This window comes from Allobosea sp. GW822-FHT03F07, from assembly GCF_058801345.1.
Genome location: NZ_JBXAND010000002.1, coordinates 549,997 through 576,324 on the forward strand (window position 1 = coordinate 549,997; position 26,328 = coordinate 576,324).

24 protein-coding genes are annotated in these 26,328 nt (G+C 67.5%); 8 read left to right on the forward strand and 16 right to left on the reverse strand.

The annotated features are described in order from the left end of the window. Positions 1 to 13: 13 nt before the first annotated feature. The 6 genes from AC1RMY_RS11175 to AC1RMY_RS11200 form a co-directional block, all read right to left on the reverse strand. The gene (locus AC1RMY_RS11175; protein WP_492864357.1) at positions 14 to 790 is read right to left on the reverse strand and encodes an SDR family NAD(P)-dependent oxidoreductase; all 777 of its coding nucleotides are present in this window, start codon (positions 788 to 790) and stop codon (positions 14 to 16) included. Then, on the reverse strand, positions 787 to 1,584 hold the full coding sequence (locus AC1RMY_RS11180) for a shikimate dehydrogenase family protein (RefSeq protein WP_492864358.1): 798 nt from the start codon (positions 1,582 to 1,584) through the stop codon (positions 787 to 789). The genes AC1RMY_RS11175 and AC1RMY_RS11180 overlap by 4 nt, the downstream gene beginning before the upstream one ends. 5 nt (positions 1,585 to 1,589) lie before the next feature. Continuing rightward, positions 1,590 to 2,294 carry an ABC transporter ATP-binding protein gene (locus AC1RMY_RS11185; protein ID WP_492864359.1) on the reverse strand — a complete coding sequence of 235 codons (705 nt, stop codon included), beginning with the start codon at positions 2,292 to 2,294 and terminating at the stop codon, positions 1,590 to 1,592. After that, the gene (locus AC1RMY_RS11190; RefSeq protein ID WP_492864360.1) at positions 2,278 to 4,107 is read right to left on the reverse strand and encodes a branched-chain amino acid ABC transporter ATP-binding protein/permease; all 1,830 of its coding nucleotides are present in this window, start codon (positions 4,105 to 4,107) and stop codon (positions 2,278 to 2,280) included. Before AC1RMY_RS11190 ends, AC1RMY_RS11185 begins: the two co-directional genes overlap by 17 nt. 4 nt (positions 4,108 to 4,111) lie before the next feature. Next, positions 4,112 to 4,984: a branched-chain amino acid ABC transporter permease gene (locus AC1RMY_RS11195; RefSeq protein WP_492864362.1), complete on the reverse strand. Its 873-nt coding sequence runs from the start codon at positions 4,982 to 4,984 to the stop codon at positions 4,112 to 4,114. Between the two features lie 230 nt (positions 4,985 to 5,214). Continuing rightward, the gene (locus tag AC1RMY_RS11200; protein ID WP_492864364.1) at positions 5,215 to 6,423 is read right to left on the reverse strand and encodes an ABC transporter substrate-binding protein; all 1,209 of its coding nucleotides are present in this window, start codon (positions 6,421 to 6,423) and stop codon (positions 5,215 to 5,217) included. Positions 6,424 to 6,690: 267 nt separating this feature from the next. Here AC1RMY_RS11200 and AC1RMY_RS11205 point away from each other — a divergent pair, with 267 nt between their 5' ends. The 4 genes from AC1RMY_RS11205 to AC1RMY_RS11220 are packed head-to-tail and all read left to right on the forward strand — an operon-like array spanning position 6,691 to position 9,961. Further along, positions 6,691 to 7,692: an NAD(P)H-quinone oxidoreductase gene (locus tag AC1RMY_RS11205; RefSeq protein WP_492864366.1), complete on the forward strand. Its 1,002-nt coding sequence runs from the start codon at positions 6,691 to 6,693 to the stop codon at positions 7,690 to 7,692. After that, positions 7,689 to 8,459, forward strand: coding sequence for an SDR family oxidoreductase (locus tag AC1RMY_RS11210; protein WP_492864367.1), 771 nt, complete (start codon positions 7,689 to 7,691; stop codon positions 8,457 to 8,459). The genes AC1RMY_RS11205 and AC1RMY_RS11210 overlap by 4 nt, the downstream gene beginning before the upstream one ends. Before the next feature lie 9 nt (positions 8,460 to 8,468). Then, a complete protein-coding gene (locus AC1RMY_RS11215) occupies positions 8,469 to 9,206 on the forward strand; it encodes an SDR family NAD(P)-dependent oxidoreductase (RefSeq protein WP_492864369.1) in 738 nt (245 codons plus the stop codon). 17 nt (positions 9,207 to 9,223) lie between these two features. Then, complete coding sequence (locus tag AC1RMY_RS11220; RefSeq protein WP_492864371.1) at positions 9,224 to 9,961, forward strand: FadR/GntR family transcriptional regulator; 738 nt, start codon at positions 9,224 to 9,226, stop codon at positions 9,959 to 9,961. A gap of 13 nt (positions 9,962 to 9,974) precedes the next feature. Here AC1RMY_RS11220 and AC1RMY_RS11225 read toward each other — a convergent pair whose 3' ends face one another. The 6 genes from AC1RMY_RS11225 to AC1RMY_RS11250 all read right to left on the reverse strand — a co-directional run bounded on the left by AC1RMY_RS11225 (position 9,975) and on the right by AC1RMY_RS11250 (position 17,371). Further along, on the reverse strand, positions 9,975 to 11,057 hold the full coding sequence (locus AC1RMY_RS11225; RefSeq protein WP_492864373.1) for a hypothetical protein: 1,083 nt from the start codon (positions 11,055 to 11,057) through the stop codon (positions 9,975 to 9,977). Between the two features lies 1 nt (position 11,058). After that, entirely contained in the window at positions 11,059 to 12,588 is a 1,530-nt protein-coding gene (locus tag AC1RMY_RS11230; RefSeq protein ID WP_492864374.1) for an AMP-binding protein, read from the reverse strand. Positions 12,589 to 12,610: 22 nt separating this feature from the next. Then, entirely contained in the window at positions 12,611 to 14,374 is a 1,764-nt protein-coding gene (locus AC1RMY_RS11235; protein ID WP_492864376.1) for an ABC transporter permease subunit, read from the reverse strand. After that, entirely contained in the window at positions 14,371 to 15,465 is a 1,095-nt protein-coding gene (locus tag AC1RMY_RS11240) for an ABC transporter ATP-binding protein (protein WP_492864378.1), read from the reverse strand. The genes AC1RMY_RS11235 and AC1RMY_RS11240 overlap by 4 nt, the downstream gene beginning before the upstream one ends. Positions 15,466 to 15,470: 5 nt before the next feature. Further along, on the reverse strand, positions 15,471 to 16,526 hold the full coding sequence (locus AC1RMY_RS11245; RefSeq protein WP_492864380.1) for an ABC transporter substrate-binding protein: 1,056 nt from the start codon (positions 16,524 to 16,526) through the stop codon (positions 15,471 to 15,473). Between the two features lie 71 nt (positions 16,527 to 16,597). Continuing rightward, entirely contained in the window at positions 16,598 to 17,371 is a 774-nt protein-coding gene (locus AC1RMY_RS11250) for an enoyl-CoA hydratase/isomerase family protein (RefSeq protein WP_492864382.1), read from the reverse strand. 117 nt (positions 17,372 to 17,488) lie between these two features. Here AC1RMY_RS11250 and AC1RMY_RS11255 point away from each other — a divergent pair, with 117 nt between their 5' ends. The 4 genes from AC1RMY_RS11255 to AC1RMY_RS11270 all read left to right on the forward strand — a co-directional run bounded on the left by AC1RMY_RS11255 (position 17,489) and on the right by AC1RMY_RS11270 (position 21,232). After that, positions 17,489 to 18,310: an IclR family transcriptional regulator gene (locus tag AC1RMY_RS11255; RefSeq protein WP_492864384.1), complete on the forward strand. Its 822-nt coding sequence runs from the start codon at positions 17,489 to 17,491 to the stop codon at positions 18,308 to 18,310. Between the two features lie 104 nt (positions 18,311 to 18,414). Beyond that, positions 18,415 to 18,717 (forward strand): (2Fe-2S)-binding protein, encoded by a 303-nt coding sequence (locus tag AC1RMY_RS11260; RefSeq protein ID WP_492864386.1) that lies wholly within the window; start codon positions 18,415 to 18,417, stop codon positions 18,715 to 18,717. Continuing rightward, positions 18,714 to 20,081 carry an FAD/NAD(P)-dependent oxidoreductase gene (locus AC1RMY_RS11265; protein ID WP_492864387.1) on the forward strand — a complete coding sequence of 456 codons (1,368 nt, stop codon included), beginning with the start codon at positions 18,714 to 18,716 and terminating at the stop codon, positions 20,079 to 20,081. Before AC1RMY_RS11260 ends, AC1RMY_RS11265 begins: the two co-directional genes overlap by 4 nt. After that, positions 20,078 to 21,232 carry an NAD(P)/FAD-dependent oxidoreductase gene (locus tag AC1RMY_RS11270; RefSeq protein ID WP_492864389.1) on the forward strand — a complete coding sequence of 385 codons (1,155 nt, stop codon included), beginning with the start codon at positions 20,078 to 20,080 and terminating at the stop codon, positions 21,230 to 21,232. The genes AC1RMY_RS11265 and AC1RMY_RS11270 overlap by 4 nt, the downstream gene beginning before the upstream one ends. 32 nt (positions 21,233 to 21,264) lie before the next feature. Here AC1RMY_RS11270 and AC1RMY_RS11275 read toward each other — a convergent pair whose 3' ends face one another. The 4 genes from AC1RMY_RS11275 to AC1RMY_RS11290 are packed head-to-tail and all read right to left on the reverse strand — an operon-like array spanning position 21,265 to position 26,301. Beyond that, entirely contained in the window at positions 21,265 to 22,893 is a 1,629-nt protein-coding gene (locus tag AC1RMY_RS11275) for a dipeptide ABC transporter ATP-binding protein (RefSeq protein WP_492864391.1), read from the reverse strand. Further along, entirely contained in the window at positions 22,890 to 23,771 is an 882-nt protein-coding gene (locus AC1RMY_RS11280; RefSeq protein ID WP_492864393.1) for an ABC transporter permease, read from the reverse strand. The genes AC1RMY_RS11275 and AC1RMY_RS11280 overlap by 4 nt, the downstream gene beginning before the upstream one ends. Before the next feature lie 10 nt (positions 23,772 to 23,781). Further along, positions 23,782 to 24,723, reverse strand: a complete 942-nt coding sequence (locus AC1RMY_RS11285; RefSeq protein WP_492864395.1) for an ABC transporter permease — start codon at positions 24,721 to 24,723, stop codon at positions 23,782 to 23,784. Then, complete coding sequence (locus AC1RMY_RS11290) at positions 24,724 to 26,301, reverse strand: ABC transporter substrate-binding protein (protein WP_492864396.1); 1,578 nt, start codon at positions 26,299 to 26,301, stop codon at positions 24,724 to 24,726. Positions 26,302 to 26,328 lie beyond the last annotated feature (27 nt).

The following is a 26,328-nucleotide window of genomic DNA, read 5'->3' on the forward strand; positions in this document are numbered from 1 at the left end:
TCCGGCGGCAGTCTCAGAGATAGCCATTGGCGCTCCAGCCCCCATCGACACCGGCGACCTGGCCGGTAATCGCGCTCGCCTCGTCGCTGGCGAGGAAGGCGGCGAGATCGGCGACCTCCGCGGGATCGATGAAGCGGCCGATCGGCATGCGGGCAGTCAGCCTGTCGGCGTCGAGTCGGCCGCGCGCGATCAGATCGTCGAGGAAGGGTGTGCGGACATAGCCCGGCGCCAGCGCGTTGACGCGCAGGCCATGGCGCGCCCATTCGAGCGCCAGTGCCTTGGCCATCATCGCGACGCCGCTCTTGGAGACGCAGTAGCCGATGCGCTCCGGCGCCGCGACAACACCGTACATCGAGGCCATCAGCAGGATGACGCCACGCCCGCGCGGCACCATGCGGCGCCCGGCCGCCTGGGCCGTCAGGAAGACGCCGTCGAGATTGACGCCCATCACCATGCGCCAGTCGGCGAAGCTCAGTTCCAGCGTCGAGCTGTTCTGCGAGATGCCGGCATTGGCGACGACGATGTCGAGCGGGCCGGTCCCGGCCTCGGCCTTGTCAAACGCGGCATCCACCGGCTCCGGATCGCAGACATCGCAAGCGATGAAAGCCGCACCCTCGATTCCGGCAAGTGCCTCGGCCGCCATGGCGTCGCGATCAAGCACGACGACCCTCGCGCCGCGCGCGGAAAAGCGACGGGTCATGGCGAGGCCCAGTCCCGAGGCTCCGCCGGTGATGAGAGCGACCTTTCCGGCGAGATCGCGGTTGCGGTCGGGAACCGGGGTCGCCGTCATGCTGTCATGCCCATGAAGTCCGCCATCATCTCGAGCTGGCATTCGAGCATCGGCAGGCCGTAATGGATGCGGCAGCCTTTGGCCTGGGCCGCCGCCAGCAGCGCGGTGACGCGCGGCTGCATGATGACCTCGGCGACGATCTGGCCGGCTCGCAGGCGCGATGCGTCAAGCGGCAAGGGGTCGCCCTCGGCGAGGCCGAGCGAGGTGCCATTGACGACGATATCGTGGGCAGCCGTGCCGGGGTCGTCGAGATCGACGGGCAGCGCGGGAAACGCCTGCGACAACCGCCGCGCCAGATCCTGCGATTTCGCGCGGGTGCGGTTTGCGATGGAGAGGCTGGCGACGCCGGCCTCGGCCATGGCGAAAGCGATGGCGTTGGCAGCGCCGCCCGCGCCGAGCAGGAGGACGCGGCGGCCCTTTGGGTCAAAGCCCTCGCGCCGCAGGCCGGCGACGAAGCCTCCCCCATCGAGGATCTCGCCGATCAGTCGGCCGTCGGCGTCGCGACGGACGCAATTGACCGCACCGACAAGCTCGGCCTGGCGCGAGACCTCGTCGCAGAGCGCGACGATCGCCGTCTTGTGGGGCACGGTGACGACGAAGCCGCCGAAGGTCTTCATGCGCTTCAGGCCGGCGACGACCGTGGCGAGATCGTCGGCCGCCACGTGGACCGGCACCATCACGCCATCATGGCCTCGCGCGCGCATCAGCGCGTTCAGCCGTTGCGGCGTCTGCACGTGATGGACCGGGTCGGCGAGGATCGCATAGACGCGGGTGTGGCCGGAGATCTCCGTCATCGCGCTCAAATCCCGAGATAGGCGGTCTTGATGTGCGGGTCGGCGAGAAGGCCGGCGCCGGTGTCCTCCATGGCAATGCGGCCGTTCTCGATGACATAGGCGCGCTGCGCGATCTTGAGCGCATGGAAGGCCTTCTGCTCGACCAGCAGCACCGTGGTTCCCATGGCGCAGATGCGTTCGACGATGCCGAACATCTGCTGGACGATGATGGGCGCGAGGCCCAGCGACGGCTCGTCCAGCATGAGCAGGCGTGGCTTCGCCATCAGGCCGCGCGCGATCGCGACCATCTGCTGCTCGCCGCCCGAAAGCGAGCCGGCGAGCTGGTCGAGCCGTTCGCGGACACGCGGGAAGATCTCCAGCACCTCCTCGAAGCGCGCAGCCGAGCCCTCGCGGGCATTGGCGTGGTAGCAGCCCATCATGACGTTGTCCCGGACGGTCATGACCGGGAAGAGCTGGCGCGCTTCGGGCACCATGACGAGACCGCGCCCGACGATGTCGGCGGGTGTCGCGCCGCCGATCTCCTGCCCGTCGAATTCGATCCTGCCCGCGCCCGGCTTCACCAAGCCGGAGATTGCGCGCAGCAGCGTCGTCTTGCCGGCACCGTTGGCGCCGATGATGGTGACGACCTCGCCCTTGCCGATGCGGATCGAGACGTCCTGGAGGATCGTGGTGCGGCCGTAGCCGGCCGTCAGCTCAGAGACCTTGAGCATTGGCGAAATCCTCTCCGAGATAGGCCTCGATCACCCGGCGGTCGCGGACGACCTCCTGCGGATCGCCTTCCGCGATCACCTTGCCGGAATCGATCACGATGATGCGGTCGGACAGGCTCATGATCGCCTGCATGTTGTGCTCGATCGCGATCACCGTGACACCGGCATCGCGAATGGCGCGGATCAGCGCGACCATCGTCTGCGTATCGGTCTGGCTCTGGCCGGCCATGACCTCGTCGAGCAGCAGGATGTCGGGCTCGGTCGCCAGCGTGCGGGCGACTTCGAGGCGCTTGAGATCGCCGATCGGCAGGTTGCGCGCCTCCACCTCGCGCAGGTGATGCAGGCCGACCAGGGTCGAGACCCGCAGCGCCACGGCCCGCGCCGAGGCGACATCGGGATGGCGCATGAAGGCGCCGATCATGATGTTCTCGATCACGCTCAGCTTGCCGAAGGGCTGCACGATCTGGAAGGTGCGCCCGATACCGGCCCGGGCGAAGGCGTCGGCGCTCGCGGGCGTCGCCTCCAGCCCGCCCGAGACGATCGCGACGCTGCCAGAGCTTGGCTTGAGGAAGCCCGAGATCTGGTTGAACAGAGTGGTCTTGCCGGCGCCGTTGGGGCCGATGATGCCGAGGATCTCGCCACGCTTCAGCACCATCGAGACATTGTCCGTCGCGGTCAGCCCGCCGAAACGCATGACGAGGTTCTTGGTCTCCAGCATCGTCTCGCCGGCCGCGCCCGCGATCTGACGCAGCGCCGGGGCCTCCTGCTCCGGCCTGGGTTGGCCACCCGGCAGCCGGTCGATCCAGCGCCCGACGCGCGCTCCGAAGGTGCCGACGAGGCCGCCCGGCAGCGTCAGTGTGATCAGCACGAGCACCGTGCCGTAGACGAAGCCGTGCAGGCCGTTGGCGGAAGCGCCGAGCCAGCCGCGCGCCGCCTCCGCGATGGGCACGACCAGCACCGTGCCGAGCAGCGGCCCGAGCACCGTGCCGAGGCCGCCGATGAGGGAGAACATCGCGATCTCGATCGAGGTGGCGAGCGAGAACATCGTCGCCGGCTCGAGGAAGGTCGTGTACATCGCGTGGAATGAGCCGATCAGGCTCGTCAGCGCCGCCGATACCACGACGGCCTTCAGCTTGACCTGCGTCGGATTGATGCCGGCGGCCGAGGCCGCATCCTCGCGCTCGCGCACCGCCGTCAGGTAGTAGCCGAGCCGCGCATTGCGGATGGCGTATGACACGACCAGCGTCAGCAGCAGCAGGCCGAAGGCGATGATCAGGTAGTTGAACTTGTCCTGGAAGATCATCCAGGCCCAGCCGAGCTTGAGCGGGACGATCAGCCCTGCCGAGCCGCCGGTGACGCCATGGAAATGGATCGCGAGCAGGCGGATGACCTCGAGGAAGGCGATCGTCGCCAGCGAGAAGAACGGCCCGCGCAGGCGAAAGCAGGGGTAGCCGATGCCGACCGCGACCACGGCCGAGAGCGCCGCGCCCGCCCACATCCCGATCCAGGGCGAGAGGCCGAAATGCTGGATCAGCAGCGCCGTGGTGTAGCCGCCGATGCCGTAGAACATCATGTGTCCGAGCGAGAGCTGGCCGGCATAGCCGCCGACGATGTTCCAGGCGGTCGAGAGACCGGCGAAGACGCAGATCGTCACGAAGACATGGACGACGAAGGGCGAGTCGCTCAGCGCCGGGATGACCAGCAGCAGCGCGAGCAGGATCAGCGCGACGTAGACGCGCGGATGGGTCAGCACGGAAAGCCGGCTCGGTTTCGGCACGAAGACGGGCGCAGTGATTGCGGTCTGGGAGGTCATGGGCTCACTCCGTCCCACGGCCGAAGCCGAACAGGCCGGTCGGCTTGAAGATCAGGATCAGGATGAAGATCGCGAAATACACGACCTCCTTGAGGTCGGGCGCGATGTAGTAGCCCGACAAGGAATCGACGATTCCGATGATCATCGCACCGGCGAAGGCGCCGTACATGCTGCGCATGCCGCCGAGCACGACGACGACGAAGGCCGTCAGCACGAAATAGGAGCCGATCGTCGGCGTGACCGGAAAGAGCGGCATGACGAGCGAACTGGCGAGGCCGACGCAGGCGGCACCAAGCCCGAAGGAGATGATGTAGATTCGGTCGACGCGCACGCCCATCAGCAGGGCCGCGTTGCGGTTCTGCGCCGTGGCGCGAATGGCGCGGCCGAGCGGCGTCTTCTGCATGAAGAGGTGGAGACCTGCGACCAGCGCCAGTGCGCAGGCGAGGATGACGAGTTGGCCGGACAGCACCGTATAGCCGCCGAGCGAGACCGACTGGCGGGCGCTTGGGGTCGAGACGGAATAGAGATCGGCCCCGAAGACCATCAGCGCCAGATTCACCAGCGCGGTCGAGAGACCGACCGTGGCAAAGATCTGGATGTGCTCGTCGGCATTCAGCAGCGGCTGGATGATGAAGCGCTGCACCAGCGCGCCGACGCAGAACAACAGCACGACGACCGGCACGGCCGAGACATAAGGGTGCCAGCCGAGCTTGGTGGCGAGCAGATAGGTCGCGTACATGCCGATCATCAGGAACTCGCCATGGGCGAAGTTCACGACGCGGACGATGCCGAAGATCAGCGTCAATCCGACCGCGATGATGGCGTACATGCTGCCGAGCATGATGCCGTTGAGCAGCAACTGGACAAGCACGTCCATGAAGGGCGTCTCCGAAGTCGAATTGTCGGTGAATGCGGTCGAATGCCGGTCTTTGGGATGAGGGACCGTGATCTCGCTGGGAACCACGCCGTCATCCTGGGCGACCTGAGGTCGTCCCGGGATCCATCATAGGGCGATGGCCTGCCCTACGATGGATCCCGGAGCTGCGCGGCTTCGCCGCTTGTCCGGGATGACGGCGCTCATCCGGCGAAGGCCTTCACGCGCCGCAGTCAGTTGGTGCCGACGCCGACCTTCATCTTGGCGACGGCAGCGTCGGCCGGGAACACGGTGACGAGGTCCCCGCCCTGCCACTGCATCAGGAAGGGGACGGCGCGGCCGTTCTGCCCGCTTTCCGCGAATTTCGCGCCCCAGCCCGTCGCCGTGCCGCCGACGGGCACGTCGACAGCCATCACGGCGGTGCGGATCGAGGCGGCCTTCAGGTCCGGCGCCTTCTCCATGGCGTCGAGGAAGACCAGCGCGCCCATATAATTGGCGAGCGAGTGGCCCGAGCGCGGCGCGGTGCCGTACTTGGCCCGGTACTTCTTGACGAAGTCGTCGACGCCCGGCGCCGCCTTCGGATTGGTGCGGTACTGGGTGAAGTCGACGTTGAGCGCGCCTTCCATGTTCTCCGCGCCGATCGCCAGCATGGTGTCGCGCAGCGAATAGCCGCCCCCGGCGCCGATCATGGCCTTGGGCTTGAAGCCCTGCTCCTTCATCTGGCGGAAGAACAGCACGGTATCGTTCTGGTAGGAGGTCTGCAGGACGACATCGACGCCCGCGCTCTTCAGGCGCAGGATCACTGGCGTCAGATCGACCGACTTCGCCGAATAGGGCAGCGTCTCGACGATGGTGACGCCCTTCTCCTTGGCCCGGGCCGTCTGGTAGCCGGCGACGGTCTGGCCGTAGAGCGAATCCTCGTGGATGATCGCGACCTTGAGCGTCTTGGCATCGACGCCGAGAGCAGGCGCGATCGCCTCGCCCACGGCATCGACCATGCGGGCGGCGAAATCGCGGGCGGTCGGATTGGTGCGGTAGACGTTCTTGAAGCCGCGCTCGGTGATCGGGTCCGAGATCGCGCCGAGCTCGAAATAGGGCACACCGGCCAGTTCCGCCACCTGCGTCGCCGCGATCGACAGCGAGGACGAATAGGTCCCGAAGATCACCGGCACCTTGTCGACCGAGGTCAGGCGGCGCGCCTCGCCGACCGCCTGATTCGGCTCGACGGCGTCGCCCTTGACGATCTCGATCTTCTGCTTCTTCAGCCCGCCGGCGGCGTTGCGCTCCTCGATCGCGAGTTCCAGGCCGCGGAAGCTCTCGTCGCCGAGCAGTGCGAGACCGCCCGAGAAGGGATAGAGCGCGCCGATCTTGACCTGGGCGAAGGCCTGCGTGGCCGACAGAGACAGTACCGCGGCCAGCGCCGCGCGCGTTGCGAACCTCATCATGTCCTCCCTGGGACCGCTGTCACGAGTCTTTCTTGCGGTCCCCATCGCCTGACGGGCCCGGCCGGGCGTTTCGCCGGCGGCTGGATAATGCAGATAACCAAGTTGCCTGACAAGTATGATTTTGCTAACGCTTGAACCAAGGCAGGGCGAGCGTCACAAGGGCGTTCGAGCCCGCGCGGAAGCATGTTCCGGAAAAGTGGACGCCACTTTTCCGGAATATGCTTCAGCGACGAAACATGCCCAAGTCTAGGGAGAACGATCATCATGGCATTGCCGCAGACGATGAAGCAGGTGCGCTTTTCGGGTCCCGGGGGCCCGGAGGTGATCGAGATCGAGACCGCGCCGGTGCCACAGCCCGGCCCCGGCCAGGTCCTGATCGCGGTCGCGGCGGCCGGCATCAACCGGCCCGACTGCCTGCAGCGCGCCGGCGGCTATCCCCCTCCCCCCGGCGCGACACAGGTTCCGGGCCTGGAGGTTTCCGGCCATATCGTCGCGGTCGGTGATGGCGTCTCGCCCAGCCGCATCGGCGAAGCGGTCTGTGCGCTCGTGATCAGCGGCGGCTATGCCGAATATGCGGTGGCCGACGAGCCGCTCTGCCTGCCTGTGCCGAAGCCCCTCTCGCTGCTGGAGGCCGGCGGCCTGCCCGAGACCTACTACACCGTCTACGACAACGTCTTCACGCGCGGCCGCCTCAAAAAGGGCGAGACGATCCTGATCCATGGTGGCTCCAGTGGCATCGGCTCGACGGCGATCCAGCTCGCCAAGCATGCCGGCGCGACGGTTTATGCGACGGCCGGGTCGCCCGAGAAATGCGATTTCTGCCGTTCGCTCGGCGCCGACGAGGCGATCGACTACCGCGCGCAGGACTTCGTCGCGGAGGTCAAGCGCCTGACCGGTGGCAAGGGCGTCGATGTCGTGCTCGACATGGTCGGCGGCCCCTATATCCAGCGCAACCTGAACAGCCTGGCGCTGGAGGGGCGGCTGGTGCAGATCGCCTTCCTGCAGAGCAGCAAGGCCGATCTCGACCTGATGAATGTCATGCTCCGGCGCCTGACCCTGACCGGCTCGACACTGCGGGCGCGTTCGGTCGCGCTCAAGTCCGAGATCGCAGCGCATTTGCGCCGCGATGTCTGGCCGCTACTGGAAGCAGGCAGCGTCAAGCCCATCATCCATGCGACCTTCCCGCTGGACCAGGCGCGGCAGGCGCATGAGCTGATGGAATCGAGCGCCCATCTCGGCAAGATCATGCTGGAGGTCGGCAAGTGACCAGCCATCGCGGCAAGGTCGTGCTCGTCACTGGCGCGGGGCGCGGCATCGGCCAGGCGATCGCCGACGCCCATGCGGCTGCCGGCGCCAGCGTCGCCTATCTCGACCATGACCCGGCTCTCGCGGAAGCGGCGGCCGAGGCGGCGCGGGTTCGTGGCGCGAAGACGCTGGCCGTGTCGGCCGACGTTGCCGACGAAGCTTCGGTCAAGCTGACGATCACGCGCATCGCGGAAGCCCTCGGGCCGGTCGGCGTGCTCGTCAACAATGCCGGGATCTCGCCGAAATCCGGCGCCGACGGCAAGCGGGCCAAGCTCGGGGAGATGAGCGCGGATGAGTGGCGCCGCGTGCTCGACGTTAACCTGACCGGCGCTTTCCTCTGCGCGAGCGCGGTCGTGCCGGCCATGCGCGCCGCCGGTCGGGGCTCGATCGTCAGCGTCTCATCCGTCGCGGGCAAGACCTATTGCGACATCGTCGGCGTCCACTACGCCGCCACGAAGGCGGCGCTGATCGGCTTCACCAAGCATCTCGCCGGCGAGTTGGGGCCGGACGGCATCACCGTGAATGCGGTGGCGCCGGGCCGGATCGACACGCCGCTGATGCGCGGCACGGCACCCGAGGCCAATGAGGCGGCGCGGATGGCGACACCGCTGCGCCGCCTCGGCAGCCCCGAGGACGTGGCGAAGACCTGCCTGTTCCTGACCTCCGACGACGCCGCCTTCGTCACCGGCCAGGTCTGCGACGTGGCCGGTGGCTGGCTGATGACCTGAGGACGCGCCGTGATCGACTTCTCCGGCAAGGTGCTGCTGCTGACCGGCGCGAACGGGGCGATCGGCCGGGCGATCGCGCGGCTCTTCCATGGCCACGGGGTGACCTGCGTTCTGACCGATCTCGACATCGAGGGCATGACGGCGTTCGCCGCAGAGCTCGATCCCGGGGGCACGCGCACACTGGCGCTGCGGCAAGATGCGGCGCAGGCGGGCGATGCCGAGCAGGTGGTCGAGGCGGCTGTGGCCCGCTTCGGCCGCATCGACTTGCTGGTGACGGCGGCGGGTCTCTATCGCGACCGGCTGGTCAGCGAGATGAGCGAGGCCGAATGGCGGCAATCGATCGCGATCAATCTCGACGGCGTGTTCCATAGCTGCCGTGCCGCGATCCCGCATCTCGCGGAGGACTCGGCCATCGTGAACATCGCCTCGATGGCCGGCCATCGTGGCAGCCATGCCCATGCCCATTATGCCGCAGCCAAGGGCGGCGTGCTCAGCCTGTCGCGCTCGCTGGCGCTGGAGCTGGCTCCGCGCACCCGCGTCAACGCCGTCTCGCCCGGGCTGATCGAGGGGCCGATGGTGCAGCCGCTGATCGCCAGGAAGCCGGAGCTGATTCCGAACACGCCGATGAAACGGTTGGGAACGGCCGAGGAGGTCGCCGGCGTCGTTGCCTTCCTATGCTCCGATCTGGCAGGCTTCGTCACCGGCGAGACCATCCACGTCAATGGCGGCCTTCACATCGCCAGCTAGCGAGACTATCGAAACACATGGTCGCCAATAAGAGCCGCTCCGAGCCGCCGCGTGACATTCTGGGACGAGCCCCCTCGCTCGCCGACACGCTGGCGCTCAGACTGCGCGACGAGATCTCGTCGGGTCGGCTCCAGGCCGGCGAACGGCTGCCGACCGAGCAGCAGCTCGCCCTGACCTATGGCGTCAGCCGCCCGATCGTGCGCGAAGCGGTCGGCCGACTGAAGCATGACGGGCTCGTGCTGTCGCGGCAGGGCGCCGGCGCCTTCGTCGCCGATCCCGGCGCGAGCTCGGTCTTCCGGCTCGACGTCGCCGACTTCTCCGACAAGGAAGAGCTTCGTCACATCGTGGAGCTCTTGATGGCGGTCGAGGCGTCCGCGACGGAGCACACGGCGGAACGCCACAGCGAGGCCGACCTCGTCGCGATCCGGGTGAAGCTGGATGCGATGCAAGCCGCGATCGACCGTGGGGAATCCGGCGTCGACGAGGATGTCGCCTTCCACCGCGCCATCGTCGACGCGACCGGCAACCCCTATTTCCGCGACCTTTCGGAGTTTCTCGACAGGCGCGTGCGCACATTCATCCGCACCGCCCGCGCGAATTCGGCCCGCCTCGCCGGCATGGCGCAAATCGTCCAGGGCGAGCACCAGGCGATCTTCGACGCGATCGAGGCGCGCGATCCGCAGCGCGCCCGCAGCGCCGCCGAGACGCATCTCAAGAATGCCGCAGCGCGCCTCGCGATCTATCTCGGCCGATAGGCCCGGGGTGCAGTCAGGGCAGTGCGAGCAGCCGGTCGCGCAGGGAGAGGAGTTCCTCGCAGACGGCTTCGAGGTCGCTGATGGCAAAGCCCCTCGCCAGATCGGGCGCATGCCGCTCGAGTTCTGAACGCAGGACGCCATTGAAGGTCACGTGGCCGCCGCCGGAGACGGAGAGGCCGTTCTCCCGCTCGAAGCTCTCATTCCAGGCGATCGCCTGGTCCCGGCTCACCCCAGCGGGCAGGTCGAGTTCGAGCCGGCCACCCGCCAGTTTCACCGGATAGCCGCCCGGCAGCCCGTTGGGGCCGGGCACATGCCCGCTCCACGGCCGCCCACCCGCCATGGCGAGGATCATCGGCACGCCACTCGCACCGGATATCTCGATCACCGGCTCGGTGGTCAGCTGGATGTCGGCGAAGCGCGCGAACACATCGTCTACCTCCCGCCCATCGATCCAGACGCGCGGTGTGCGGCCGGCCCGCTCCGCAGGGGCACGCCGCCAGGCGGCGAGGTTCTGGTAATGCGCGAGGACCTCGACCTTGGCGCCGCGCGGCACGGAAGCCGAACCGGCGAAGACATTGGAGAGGATTGCGATATTGCCCATGCCGCAGGCGACATCGTGTCCGAGGGCCGTGATCATGCCGTTGACGACATCGGGAAAGCCGCAATTGATCAGCGTCACCGGCTTGCCGCTGTGCGTGATGGCCGCCGCAACGCGGGAACTGAGCAAAGCCTGAAAGACCGCCGTTGCGCTCAAGCCCCCTTCGGCCACGAGCCGCGTCCAGGCATTGCCGCTCTGGGCGATGACCTGCGAGGTCTGGATCGAGGCCGCCTGAACGACAATGCGGGGGGCGGTCGCCGCGAGCAGCGCATCGGAGGCATCGGGGGCGAGCAAGTCGACGATGTGGGAGGTGAACCGCGCCTTGCTGCCGAACAGGGCGGAACGGGCATTGGCGGCGGTGCGCAGCCAGTCGAGACGGGGACGGTTGCGGCCTGCGATCACGACCTCGACCGGCTCGGACGCCACGGCGGCAATATCAAACGCGATCCGGGCAGCAAAGGAGCCGGTGCCCGAGATCAGAATATCGCAGCCGGCCATCTCAGCGCACCATCGTCAGCGCTGCACGGTCCCAGCACTCGTCGAGATGGGCCGAGAGCTTGTGCTTCATGATGCGCTGGCTCGCAGTCCGCTCGAAATCCGGGACGAAGGCGATGTAGCGCGGGTTCTGGTAGGGGGCGAGACGCTGGCCCAGCCAATCGGACAGCGCAGCAGCGTCGATCGTCGCGCCCTCGCGCAGCTTGACGAAGAGCTTGATGTCCTGCTCCCCGACATCGGAGGCGACGCCGATCATCGCGCAATCCTCGACCGCCTCATGCTCGGCTGCGACATGCTCGACCTCCCAGGCCGAGACGTTCTCGCCCTTGCAGCGGACGCTGTCGGTCATGCGGCCGTGGAAATAGAGATTGCCGTCGCCGTCCCAGGAGCCGAGGTCGCCGGTGTGGAAGCCGTCGGCGCGCAAGGCCTTCGCCGTCGCCTCGGGATTGTCGAGATAGCCGGGAAAGATGGCCCCCGCGATGCTGGTCTCGATGACGATTTCGCCGCGCTCTCCGACAGGGACCGGCCGGCCCTCAGCATCCTGCAGCTTGACCGAGAACCACGGCATCGGCCGCCCGACCGAGCCGACGACGCCTGTGACGTTGCAGGTCGTCAGGCTCGAGGCCTCGGTCATGCCGTAGCATTCGCGGATCTCGATGCCGAAGCGGTCGCGGAATTGCGGCCAGATGTCGGCCGGGCAGCCGCCGCCCCAGGCGATGCGCACGCAGTGCTCGCGGTCTCGCGGGCTCGGGAGCTGCTTCAACAGGATCTGCAGGATGCCGCCGAGATAGTGGATGTGGCTCGCGCCCTCCTGCCTGACCTGATCCCAGAAGCGGCTGGCGCTGAAGCGCTCGACCATGGCGAGTGTGATGCCGCGGATCATCGGCAGAGGCAGAAGCTGTGCGCCGCCGATATGGTAGAGCGGCTCCCACACGAAGAAGACCTCGCCCGGCCGGGCGTCGGACAGCCTGACCACGCTTTCCGCCGCAAGCCGGAGCATGCGATGCGAGACGACAACCCCTTTCGGCCGCCCGGTCGTGCCGGAGGTGTACATGATTGCGAATACCGCATCGGCGGACGGCGCCGGCTCGTCGAAGCGGACGGAGCGGGCGAGGATTGCGTCGAGTTCGGGCCCCTGCCTCAGCATCGGTGGTACCCTTTCCTCCGACAGCGCCTCCTTCACCAGATCGGCGAGATCGGCATCGACCACGATCAGCTTCGGCTGCGGATGCGTCAGGAGGTAGCGCAGGCCCTCGCCGCGCTGCTGCGCATTGACCGGCACCCAGGCGACGCCGGCTCTGGCCAGGCCGAAGATGACCGCGATCGCCGCGATCGAGTTGCGCATCATCACCGCCACGCGGTCGCCGGCGTTCAGGCCGCGCACGCGCAGGTCGCTCGCGAAAGCGGCGGAACGGCGCTCGATCTCGGCATAGCTCACTGGCTCGCCGCAGTAGCGCGCATAGACGCGCTGCGGCTCGCGCGCGGCGTGTTCGGTCAGGAGGCCAACAAAGCCGGCATCGTCGTTGGGCGTCATGTCGGGTCGTTCGGTCCGGAATTCAGGAAGAGGAGGATGAGCGGAAGCGCTCCGCGACCAGCAGCATCACGGTGACGACGACGAAGACAACGACGGAGACCGCCGCCAGCGTCGGGTTGAGCTGCAGGATCATGTCGTCCCACATCTGTTTGGGCAAAGTGGTCTTCACCCCGCCACTGACGAAGATCGCGATGGAAAGCTCGTCGAAGGAGGTGATGAAGGAAAACAGGAACGCTGCGACGAGGCCGCCCTTCACCAGCGGGATCGTCACGCCGGTCAGCGTCCGCAGCCGATTGGCCCCGAGCGTGGCCGCCGCCTGGTCGAGGCGCTGGTCGTAGCTCTTCAGCACCGCCGCCATGGTCACCAGTGCAAACGGGATCGCCAGCACGGTGTGGCCGATGACGAGGCCGAGATCGGTCGCGACCAGCCCGATCCGCGCGAAGAGATAGAACAACCCGACTGCGATGATGATGCGCGGCACGATCATCGGCGCGAGGAAGAAGGCGAAGATCAGCCCTGCCCAGCGCGTGCGGCTATTGGCCAGCGCCAGCGCGGTGAAGCCGCCGATCGCGGTGGCGCAGATCGCCGTCGCGAATGCCACGAGGAAAGAGCGGATCGTCGCCTGGATCCAGAGCGGCGACTCGAAATAAGTCCGGAACCAGCTCAGCCCGTAACCCGGCGGCGGGAATTCGAGGAACTGCGAGGAGGTGAAGGCGAGCGGGATCACGAGCAGGGTCGGCAGGACAAGAAAACCGATCATCGCCCACGCGAACGCAGGGAGGATGAGCGCGCTGCCGCGCTGACCGAGCAGGGTCTGTGTCAGCGCCGAAATGGCCCCGGCCAGCCGAGCGACCCGCGCGAGAATGGCGAGGCCGAGATCGCGGATGCGTCCAGTCCCAACCTGAGCGGAGCCGCCGGCGATGGTCGAGAGACCGAAAACCCGGTCGTAGACCCAGCATGAAGCGAGCGCCGCCGCCAGCATCATCGCGGCGAGCGCGCCGGCGAAGGGCCAGTTCAGCAGTTCCTGCACCTGGGTGATGATGAGCTGCGCCAGCATCGTCTGCTGCCGTCCGCCGAGGAAGGCCGGTACGATGAAGAAGCCGAGCGAGGAGATGAAGACCAGCAGGCCCGCCGCCGCGACGCCCGGCAGCGACAGCTTGAAATAGATCAGCCAGAAGGCGTGCGCCGGCGAGGCGCCGAGCGTCTGCGCCGCCTGCACGAGCCTGCGGTCGATGCCAGCCATGACCGGCAGCATCGTCATCACCGCGAGCGGCACCATGGCGTGGACCATGCCGACCATGACGCCGAACTCGTTGTGCAGAAGCGGCAGCGGCTGATCGACGATCCCTGAGCCCGTCGCCAGCGAGTTGATGATGCCGCTGCGGCCGAGCACGATCATCCAGGCGAAGGTCTTGACGAGGTAGCTCGTCCAGAACGGCACCATCACGAAGAGCAGCATGCGGCCGCGATGCATGTCCGGCAGGCGCGATAGCCAATAGGCCAGCGGGTAGCCGATCAGCAGCGAATACAGCGCTGTGTAGCCGGCGATGCGGAAGGTGATGCCGAGAACGCGCAGATAGACGTCGGTGGCGGCGATCCGCTGATAGGTCGAGAACGAGAGCTTGCCGCTGTCGGGATCGACGAGGCTCAGCCCCAGGAGCTGCGCAACGGGCCAAGCGAAGAAGAACGCCAGGAAGAGCAAGCCCGGCACGGCGAGCCAGAGCGCACTGAGGCGGAACCCGCCAGCCCCGGCCGGCGCATGGCCCGATGTCGCGATCGCGCTCATGCGACGAGGACCGCCCTGTCGCGCGCCCAGCCGGCGACGATCTGGTCGTCGATGGCTGGAACCGCGTCATCCGGGCCGAGCCGCAGCACGAGGGGGGCGCCATCGCCCAACGCTGCGATCACGCGGGTCTCGGAGCCGGCATAGACGATCTCGCTGACGCGGCCGGTCACGGCGTTGCCGTCCGGCGCGCCCAGCCGCAGATGCTCCGGGCGGATGACCAGCGCGGGCTCGGCGCCGGGACTCTGCACGCCGTTCGGCAACGCGAAGCGGCCATGAGCCGTCTCGAGCGAGCCGTTGCCGTCCCAGCGACCGCGGAAGATGTTGGAGATGCCGATGAAATCGGCGGCGAAGGCGGTGCGCGGCCGCTCATAGATCTCGCGCGGCGTGCCGAGCTGTTCGATCTTCGCATGATTCATCAGGCAGATGCGGTCGGACATGGCGAGCGCTTCCTCCTGGTCATGCGTGACATAGACGATCGTGGATCCGCTCTCGCGATGCAGCCGCTTGATCTCGATCTGCATATGCTCGCGCAGCTTCTTGTCGAGCGCCCCTAGCGGTTCATCCATCAGGATGATCGAGGGCTGGTAGACGAAGCAGCGGGCGAGCGCGACGCGCTGCTGCTGGCCACCGGACAGTTCGCGCGGGAACCGCCCGGCGAGATGGCCGAGATGGACCATCGCCAGCGTATCGGCGACGCGCTTGGCGATCTCCGCCGCCGGGCGGCCGCGCATCTTCAGGGGAAAGGCGATGTTCTCGGCCACGGTGAGGTGCGGGAACAGCGCATAGTGCTGGAAGACGAGGCCGATATCGCGCTGGTGGACGGGCATCTGCGACTGGTCGCGCCCGTCGATCACCACCCTGCCCTCGCTCGCCTCGACGAGGCCGCAGATCAACTGCAGCAGTGTCGTCTTGCCGGAGCCCGAAGGCCCCAGCAAGGTCAGGAATTCGCCCTCGGCCACGCTCAGCGAACTCGGTTCGAGGGCCGTGGTCGCGCCGTAGCGCTTGCACAATCCTTCGATGACGAGCTTGCCCTCGACGACGAGCTTCGCCTTCGTCGTCATAGTCCCGGGGCTCTCGGCCTGCGTGCTCATGGCGCTCAGGTCAGCAGCCAGGCGTTGAAGCGCTCGGTGACCTTGGCGCGGTTGGCGCTCCACCAGGCTTCGTTCGCTATCGCCATCTGCTTGAGGTTCTCCGGCGAGGTCGGCAGCACCTTGGCACGTTCGGCGGGGATCGTCTGGTAGGCGTCGAGATTGGTCGGGCCATAGGCCAGGATCTCGGTGAAGGCGGCCTGTGCCTTTGGATCAGCGCAGAAGCGCACGAACTGGCGCGCGACGTCCGCCTTCGGGCCGCCCTTCGGCAAGCCCCAGCCTTCGATCGAGTAGAGGCCCTGGTTCCAGACGATCTTGGCCGGCGTGCCGCCATCGATCGCAGCCTGCAGGCGGGCGTTCCAGCCCGGCAGCATATCGACCTCGCCGCTCTGGAGAAGCTGCGTCGACTGGGCGCCGCCGGTCCACCAGACCGCGACATGCGGCTTGATCTTGTCGAGGACCTTGAAGGCGCGGTCGACATCGAGGGGATAGAGCTTGTCGAGCGGCACGCCGTCGGCGAGCAGGGCCTGCTCGATGGTGTCGATCGGGTTCTTGCGCAGCGCGCGGCGGCCCGGGAACTTCTCGATGTTGAAGAAGTCGGTCCAGCTCGCCGGCGCGTTCTTCACGCGATCGGTGCGATAGGCGAAGACGGTCGAGTAGACGTCCGTGCCCATGTAGAGCGGCGAGATCGCCTCGGGCATCAGCTTGGGCACGTCGGCATGGCTGAAGCCGATCGGGTCGAGCAAGCCCTGGCCGGCGAGGATGTCGCGCGCGGACAGCGTCAGCGTGCAGACGTCCCAGGTGTAGGACTTGGTCTCGACCATCGCCTTGAATTGCGCGGTCGGCTCGGCCTCGCGCGCGACATTGACGACCTTGTTGCCGGTCGCCTTCTCGAAGGGATCGTAGAAGGCCTTGCGGAAGGCGGGACCGAAGGGACCGCCGGGATCAGCGACGATGATCTGGGTCGCGGCGCGGGCGGCTCCCGCGACATAGGGCGCCGCGAGGGCGCCGGCGGCAGCCCCGCCCGCCAGTTGCAGCAAAGTGCGTCGCGTCGTGGTGGTCATCGTCGTCATCTCCCTTTCAAGCGGTTTTCCGCATTTCCCCGTGGATGATCAGATCGCCAGGCGCGATGTCTTCAAGCGCTCTTGCGCGCCGCCCGGATGGCCAGGAACTGCTCCATCATCCGTGCCGGCTCGCCCGTGGCGTAGGCCTCGCGCTGATTGCGGATGCCGGCCCTGAGGCACTCGCGGAAACTGTCCTCGGTGACCTCGCGGAAGCGGGCCTTGTTGAGGCGCATCGCGACGGGCGGCTTGCCGGCGAGATCGGTGGCGAGCGCCAGCGCGGCCTCCATCACCTTCTCCTTCGGCACGATCCGGTTGATCAGGCCGATCCGGAAGCACTCCTCGGCATCCATCATGCGACCCGTCAGGGTCAGGTCGATGGTGCGGGCGATGCCGATCATCTCGCGCATGATCCAGGGGCCGGTCACCGAGGCGATGCCGGAATTGATCTCGGGCTGGCCCATGGTGACACCGTCATGGCCGATGCGCAGATCGCAGAGTAGCGAGACCTGGAAGGCGGACCCGGCCGCCACGCCGTTCAACGCCGCGATGATCGGCTTCGAGAGCGAACGCAGGCGGTCATAGAGCCGCTCCCATTCGCCCATCCATTCCTCGGCCCTGTCGGCGTCGAAGGTCTTGGTCTCGTTGAGGTCCTGCCCTGCCCCAAAAGCGCGCTCGCCGGCGCCGGTGAGGATGATCGCACGGACCGACTCGTCATTTTCCAACTCGTCGAGCGCCTCGACCAGACGGGCGCGCATCGGCGCGTTCCAGGCGTTGAGCAGCTCCGGACGATTCAGGGTCAGGATCCCGACAGGACCGCGAACCTCGCTCAGGACGAATTCCTTCATGGCTGCTCCGATGAGTTTTTATCGATATGCGATAAATTCTATTGAATTATCGACAGGACTTCGCCACCTTGTCAAGGCTGCATGCGGCAGCCATTGATCGGCGGAGGAGAACCATCGATGTCCATGCCCGAGACCAGCGAGCGCAGCGGCGCGAGCGCCGAAAGCGACCAGACCGCGCGCGGCAAGACCGGGGCGCTGATGGTCAACTCGGTGGAGAAGGCCTTTCGGGTGCTGTACGCGTTCGGCCGGCAGCACCAGACGCTCAGCCTGTCGCAGGTCGCCTCCGAGACGGGCATGGACCTGAGCGCAGCGCAGCGCTTCACGCATACGCTGACGCGGCTCGGCTACCTGCATAAGGACGCGGAAACGAAACGGTTCGAACTGACGGCGAAGACGCTCGACCTCGGCTATCACTTCAACCGCGGCAGCCGGCTGATCGACCGGGCGATGCCGTATCTGATGCATCTCAGCAAGGAAACCGAGGAAACCGTCAACCTGACGGTGCGCGACGGGCCCGAGATCATCTTCGTCTCGCGTTTCCTCAGCCGGCATGTGCTCAACACCGACGTGATCATCGGCACGCGGATGCCGGCCTATTGCACGGCGCCGGGCATCGCGATGCTGTCGCGCCTGCCCGAAAGCGAGGCGATGGCGGTGATCGACGCCTCCGACCTCAAGGCTCATACCCCCTCGACGACTTGGAAGCGCGACGCGTTGCGCGAGAAGATCCGGCAGGCGGCGGCACAGGGCTATGCCACGGCGTTCGAGGAAGTCTATCTCGGCGACGCCTCGATCGCGGCGCCGATCCTCGACCATCGTGGCAGGCCTGAAGCCGCCGTGAACATCGCGGTCTCCTGCTCGCGCTACAGCCGCGAGGAGGTCGTGGCGCGCTTCTCCTCGCTGATCATCGCCACCGCCCACGCCATCTCACGGGTCTGAACAGCGTCCGAACTGAAAGCGCTCCGGCCGCTTGACAGGGCCTTTCTGCAATTTATCAATATACAAACATTTCTATCGCATTGCGATATTTCATAGAGAACGGCATGAACCGCTCCGGCAGTCAGTTCAAGCGCGTCGCCGCAAGGTCCGGGCCGGCCGTCACGCTGAGTTTCGATGGGATGATCCTGTCGGCGACGGCGGGCGAGAGCATCCTCGCCGCGCTGCTGAGCCATGGCCATGCCTTGCGTCGACATGAATTCGGCGGAGAGCCGCGAGCCGGCTTCTGCCTCATGGGCGCCTGCCAGGACTGCTGGGTCTGGAGCGGCCATGGCGGCAGGCTGCGCGCCTGCACGACGCCGGTCGCCGAGGGCATGGCCCTGTTCAGCGAGGCGCAGCCGCCAGCATGACCAGCATCGTCATCGTCGGGGCCGGACCGGCCGGCATCAGCGCCGCCGAGGTGCTGTGCGCGCGGGGGCACCGGCCGATCCTGATCGACGAAGGACAGCGCGCCGGCGGCCAGGGCTATCGCCAGCCTCCCGAAGGCCTGGCGCTGGACATGCGCAAGCTGTTGGGCAGCGAAGCCGGCAATTACGAAGCGCTCCATGCCCGCTTCGGTCGGCTGGCCGACGGCATCGATTATCGCCCGCGCACGCTGGTCTGGGCGATCGACGGCAGGGTGCTGCATCTGGTCAGCGATGGCCGGGCCGACACCGTCGAGGCCGACACCCTGCTGCTCGCGACCGGCGCGATGGACCGTGTCGCGCCGATGTCGGGCTGGACCCTGCCCGGCGTCTTCACGCTCGGTGGCGCGCAGGTCGCGCTCAAGGATCAGGGCTGCCTGATCGGCCACCGCGTCGCCTTCCTCGGCTCCTCCCCGCTGCTGCTGCTCGCGGCCAGCCAATATCGTGCGATGGGTGGTGAGGTCGCGGTCATCGCCGACACGACGGCGCTCATCGCCAAGGCAGCGGCCTTGCCCGCCATGGCGCGGTCGCCGCGCACGCTCCTGCGCGGCCTTTGCTATATGGCCGGCGCCATGCGGAGGGGTACGCCGCTCCTGCACGGCGTGACGCCGCTTGCCATCGAAGGCGACGGCCATGTCGAAGCGCTGCTGCTGCGTGACGGCACCGGCCGCGAGCGGCGCTTCGTCTGCGATGCCGTCGCGCTCGGCTACGGGCTGAAGCCCGAGACCCAGCTGGCCGATCTCGCCGGGGCCAGCTTCGCCTATGACGCGGATTTCCGGCTCTTCCTGCCGAAGACGGATGGCTTTGGGCGCAGCCGACCGGGACTTTATCTGGCCGGTGACGGCACGACGATCGGCGGTGCGGATGCGGCCGAGGCGAGTGGCCAGCTCGCCGCCCATGCCATCCTGTCCGACCTCGGCTCACCGCAGGATATCGACGCTATCAGGCCGCTGGCGCGGCGGTTGGCGCGGCTGCGTGCTTTCCAGCGTGGCCTCGCCCGCGCTTTCGCCTGGCCGGTCGCGCAGATCCGGTCACAGCCCGACGAAACCCTGCTATGCCGCTGCGAGAACGTCACCATCGGCACGGTGCGGAACGCGATGGTGCAGGCGCTCGGCCCGGTCGAGGTCAACCGCGTCAAGGCGATGACCCGCTGCGGCATGGGCCGCTGCCAGGGCCGTGTCTGCGGGCCGGCGCTGCAGGAGATCGTCGCGGGCATCGCGGGACTGGACGGCGCGAGCGCCGGGCGGCTGCGCGGGCAGGCGCCGGTCAAGCCGATCGTGCTGTCGGCTGCCGCGGATGCCGCCTCATGAGCCGGCCAACCACCGACGTCGCCATCATCGGCGGCGGGCTGATCGGAGCCTGGACCGCGTTCTTCCTGGCGCGGCGCGGGCAGCGCGTCGTGATCTTCGAGAAGGGTGCGGTCGGCGCGCAGTCGAGCGGCGCGAATTTCGGCAATCTTCGGCTCCAGGGCCGCTATCCCGCGCAGTACCCGCTGTCACTGCGCTCCCAGGCACTCTGGGAAGAGATCGGTTCGCTGATCGGCGAAGAGTGCGAATTCGCGCAGACCGGTCACCTCTATTGTGCCTTCGACGACGAGGAGCAGGGAAAGCTCGAAGGCTATGCTCAGGTCTCGGAGTCCCATGGCCTCGTCATCGAGCGGCTCGGCCCGCCGGAGCTCCGCCGACACTGGCCCTGGCTCGGCAAGACGGTGACTGCGGCAACCTATTCGGCACGCGACGCGACCGCGAATCCGAGACTGGTGACGCCCGCCGTAGCGCGCGCAGCGCAGCGCCTCGGCGTCGCGATCCGCGAAAACACGCGCGTGACGGCTATCCTGCGCCAGGGCGCGGGTTTCGCGGTCCGCACAGCGGACGGCGCGGAGCTGAGCTGCGGAGCGCTGGTCAACGCGGCCGGGGCCTGGGCTGTCGAGATGGCGGAGTGCTTCGGCGAGACCGCGCCGGTCTTCGCGGCGGGGCCGCCGCAATTCGTCACCGAGCCCCTGCCCACGCTGTTCACGCCCTCGCTCCAGACCATCGACGGCTCGGTGATCGCCCGGCAGACAGAGCGCGGTAACGTCATCCTCGCCGGCTATCCACGCACGGCGGCGGACGCCTCCGCAAATCGCGCCCCGGTGCCCCCGGTCAAGACGCTGGCAGCGATGCGTGCGCTGGCGCGCGTGGTGCCTGCCCTGGCGCACGCCCATGTCATCCGTGTCTGGTCCGGCATCGAGGGATACCTGCCAGACATGATCCCGGTGATCGGCCCGAGCCTGACCGCACCCGGCCTGTTCCATGCCTTCGGCTTCTGCGGTCACGGCTTCCAGATCGGACCGGGCGTGGGCCTGTGCCTGAGCGAGATGATCGTCGACGGCGCAACCGCTACTCCCCTCGAGCCCTTCTCGATCGGCCGCTTCCGCTCGGCGACGGCCGTCAGCGAGAAGTTCAAGAAGGAGTTCGACTAGGGCCGAGTAGGCACCGCGGTGTGCGAAACGCGCTACGCCGCCGAGGCGACCTCGAAGACCCCACCGGGAACCGCCGCGATCAGCTCGCGCGTATAGGCGTGCTGCGGCGCTTCGAACACAGCCTGGGCCGGCCCCATCTCGACGATCCGGCCGCGCTGCATCACCGCGATGCGGTCGCAGATGTTCGACGCGACACGCAGGTCGTGGGTGACGAAGATCATCGCGAAGCCAAGCTTGCGCTGCAGCTCCTCGAACAGCCGCAGGACCTGCGCCTGGACGGAGACGTCGAGCGCCGAGACAGCCTCGTCGGCCACGATGATCGAGGGCTGCATGGCGAGCGCGCGGGCGATGCAGACGCGTTGGCGCTGGCCGCCGGAGAACTCATGCGGAAAGCGCTCCAGCGCATCGCGGCTGAGTCCGACGAGTTCCATCAGCTCGCGGGCCCGTGCGACGGCGTCCGATCGCGAGAGGCCATGATGGACCGGGCCCTCGATCAATGACTGCCCGACCCGGCGGCGCGGATTAAGGGATTTGTACGGGTCCTGGAAAACCATCTGGATATGGCGCCGGAAATCCCGCAGCGTGCCGCCGGCCAAAGCGGCGACGTCGCGGCCGTCGAACAGGATGCGACCGGAATCCGGCGTCTCGAAGCGCAGCAGCGTCTTGGCGAGGCTTGTCTTGCCCGAGCCGGATTCGCCGACGATGCCGAGCGTCTCGCCGGCGGAAAGCGACAGGGAGACCGCGTCTAGCGCCCTGGTCTCGCGCTTGCGCCCGAGAAAGCTCGTGCTGCGGTAAGTCAGAGTAAGGTCCTCGACGGCGAGGAGGACTGGCGCCGGCAGATCCGTGCGCGCCGGCCGGTAGCGGAAGCGCGGCACCGCCTCGATCAGCGAGCGCGTATAGGGATGGCTCGGCGCCTTCAGTACCTGCGCCGGCTCGCCGCGCTCGACCACCTCGCCATGGCGCATGACGACGACATGGTCGGCGACATCGGCGACGACGCCGAAATCATGGGTGATCATCAGCACGCCGCTGTCATGCTTTGTCAGAAGCTCGCGGAACAGCCGCAGGATCTGCGCCTGGGTGGTGACGTCGAGCGCCGTGGTCGGTTCGTCGGCGATGATCAGCGCCGGCTCCAGCGCCAGTGCCATCGCGATCATGATACGCTGGCGCTGTCCGCCCGAGATCTGGTGGGGATAGACGCGCCGCAGTGCCGCCGGGTCCGGCAGATGGACGTCGCCCATCAACTGGACGACGCGCGCCTCGATGGCATCCGACGTCATCTGCGGGCGGTGCAGGCGCATCGCCTCGGCGATCTGGTCGCCGATCCGCATCACCGGGTTCAGCGCCGTCAGCGGTTCCTGGAAGATCATCGCCATGCGGTTGCCGCGCAGCTCGCAGATGCGTGCGGGCGAAGCGGCGGCGATGTCCTCGCCTTCCAGCCGGATCGTGCCGCCGGTGATGCGCAGCACCTTGTCGGGCAAGAGGCGCATCACCGCCGAGGCGGCGACGGATTTGCCCGAGCCGGATTCGCCGACGACACAGACGATCTGGCGGCGATGCACGTCGAGCGAGAGATCCTGAACGGCATGGCTGCGGTCGAGGCCGGCGGGCAGGGCGACGCTGAGGTGCCTGATGCGAAGGATGGGTTCGGAGGCGGTCATGACGACACCTTGGCGGCGCGCGAGAGACGGGGGTCGAGCCGGTCGCGCAGGCCGTCGCCGAGCAGGTTCACCGCCATCACCGTGGTCGCGAGGAAGAGCCCGGGCGCGATGATTGTCCAGGGCGCGCGCTGGAAGACGGCCCTGCCCTCCGCCATGACATTGCCCCAGCTCGGAATATCCGGCGGAAAGCCGACGCCGAGGAAGCCGAGCACGGCCTCCGACAGGATGGCGGCGGCGAACATATAGGTGGTCTGGACGATCAGCGGCGCGATGCAGCTCGGCAGGATGTGGCGCAGCAGTACCATTACCGGCGGGATGCCGAGCCCCTCCGCGGCACGGACATAGGATTCCTCGCGCACGCTCAGCACGACGCTGCGCACCAGCCGCGTCACGCGCGGGATCTCCGAGAAAGTGATCGCCGCGACGATCGAGACCAGGCTCGGGCCGACCAGCGAGACCAGCGCCACAGCAAAGAGGATGCCGGGGATCGCCATCATCCCGTCCATGATCCGCATCACGACGGGATCGAGCCAGCGCAGATAGCCGGTGACGAGGCCGATCGCCGTGCCGATGGCCGCGCCGGCGAGTGCCGCCAAGAATCCCACCAGCAGCGAGAGCTTGCCGCCATGCAGCACGAGCGCAAGGACGTCGCGGCCGAGCGCATCGGTCCCGAACCGGAACTCGCTTCCCGGCGGACGCAGCCGCAGCCGCGGACGGATCAGGAAGGGATCGGTTCCGGTCAGGACGGCAGCGAAGATCGCCGACAGCGCGATCGCCAGCAGCAGGACAGCGCTGAGCAGCACGACGGGATTGGACAGAAGCCCGCCCCCTAGAGCGCCCGGTGCCGGGGTGGATGAAGCCTGTGCGCTCGCCGACATGGCCATGACCTCAGTAGCGGATGCGCGGATCGACGATCACATAGGCGATGTCGATGAGGAGGTTCACGCCGACATAGATCAGCGCGAAGAAGAGCATCAGGCCCTGCACGACGGGGTAATCGCGCGCCAGGATCGCATCGATTGTCAGCCGTCCGACGCCCGGCAGGTTGAAGACGCTCTCGGTGACGACGACGCCGCTGATCAGCAGCGCGATGCCGAGCCCGATCACCGTGATGATCGGCACCGCCGCATTGGGCAGCGCATGGCGCCAGAGCACGCGAAGCTCGACATTGCCCTTGGCGCGGGCGGTACGGACGAAATCCTCGCCCAACACCTCCAGCACGCTGGAGCGGGTCACACGCGCGATCAGCGCCATGAAGACGAGCGCGAGCGTCAGCGACGGCAAGGCGAGGTGCCGGAGCGCCGCGAGCGGATCGACGAAGGGGCTGACATAGCCCTGCACCGGGAAGAGATCGGCCTTCACCGCCAGAAACAGGATCAGCAGATAGCCGATCACGAAGGCCGGGACCGAGAAGCCGACGACCGAGAGCATCATCACCCCCCGGTCGATCCAGCTATTGTGCCGCCACGCAGCGATGGCGCCGAGCGGCACGGCGAGCACCACCGTGATGGCGATGGCGCTGAGCGCCAGGACGAGCGTCGGCTCGAGTCGGTCCCGGATCAGCGCCAGCACCGGCATCTTGGACAGGATCGATATGCCGAAGCGGCCTTGCGCGATCTCGCCTAGCCAGCCGAAATACTGCACCAGCAGCGGCTGATCGAGCCCCATCTCGGCACGGATGCGCGCCACCGTCCCGGGCCCGGCATTGTCGCCGGCCAGGACCAGCGCCGGGTCGCCGGGGCTGAGCCGCAGGAGCAGGAAGACGATGGTCGCCACGACCAGCATGACCGGGACGGCCATGGCGACGCGCAGCCCGATGAGGCGCAGCATCTAGCGCTTGTCCACGCCCCAGACGACCATGACGGGCGACTGGACATAGCCGGAGATGTTGGAGCGGAAGGTCTCGTAGTCGAAATAGGTACCGAGCGGGACGTAGAAGACGAGGTCATAGGCTCGCTGCTGCATCTCCTCGGCGATCGCCTTCTGTTTGGCGGGCTCGGTCTCGCGCTGGTAGCGCGTCTTCAGCGCCTCGGTCTGCGGATCGTCGACGAAGCCGGTATAGGCGGCCTTGCCGCGGGCGTCGAAGTTGAGATTGCCGAGCGGCGAGATCAGGTCGATGCGGTCGAAGACGGCATGGGCCAGGTTCCAACCGCCTTCCGCTACCGGGATCGGCTTGGCGCGGCGCATCAGGAAGGCGCTCCACTCCATCGTCTGGATCTCGGAGTCCATGCCGATCTGGCGCAGGAGCTGCTGGGTCAGCGGAGCGAGCGGCGCGAAGGAGGCGATGTCGCCTGGCGTGATGATGACGATCTTCTCGCCTTTGTAGCCGGCCTCCTTGAGCAGGGCCTTGGCCTTGGCGATGTTCGGCTTGCCGGTGTCGGGGAAGCCGACCGCCGTCTCCAGCGGCGTGCCGCAGCCGAAGAAGGCCGGGCAGATCTGATAGGATTCCGGATCGCCGATCGCGGCGTCCATATAATCCTGCTGCGTCACGACGGCCTGCACGGCCTGCCGGACCTTGACGTTGTCGAAGGGCGGCTGAGTCCAGTTTAAGCGCACCGTCGAGGCGTTGGGGCCCGGGCGGCGGCGGATCACGACATCCTTGTTGCCCTGGAGCAGCGAGCGCTGGTCGGCGTTCATGTTCTCGAGCAGGTCGACCTCGCCCTTGGCGAGCGCGTTGATCGCGGTCTGCTTGCTCGGGAACCAGATCACCTCGACACGGTCGACCTTGACCTGCTTGCCACCGGCAAGACCGTCCGGAGGCTCGTCGCGGGGCACATATTTCTCGTTGCGTTCATAGGCCCAGCTCACGCCGGGGCGGAACTCCGACGGGATGAACCTGAACGGGCCGGAGCCGACGACCTCCTCCAGTACCTTGTCGGCCGGCAGTTCGGCGATGCGCCTGGGCATGATGAAGAGCGGGATCGAACTCGGCCGGGCAAAGCCCTCCAGCATCGGACCGAACGGCTCCTTGAGGTTGATCAGGAAGGTCTTGGCATCGACGGCCTTCATCCCGGTGGTGACGGCGGCGAGGCGTATGCCCACCACATCCTTCTTCGCCCAGCGCGCGATCGAGGCCAGGCAGTCCTCCGCCGTCACGGGCTGCCCGTCATGAAAGGCCAGCCCCTCGCGCAGGGTGAAGGTATAGGTCAGCTTGTCGTCGCTGAGCGTCCAGGCCTTCACCATCTGCGGCTGCGGCCGGTACTGGGAATCGACCGCGAACAGCGTGTCGTAGACCATGAAGGCGTGGTTTCGGGTGATGTAGGCGTTGGTCACCACCGGATCGAGCACGCGCAACGCCGCATGCGGCGCCATCCGCAGCGTCTTCTTGCCCTGCCCGCGCGCGATGTTCGTGGTGGCCAGCAATGCGCCGGCCGACAATGCCAGGGCCTCGCGTCGGTTGATCAGCATGGTTCCCGTTCCCTTTGTTGCGCTGCC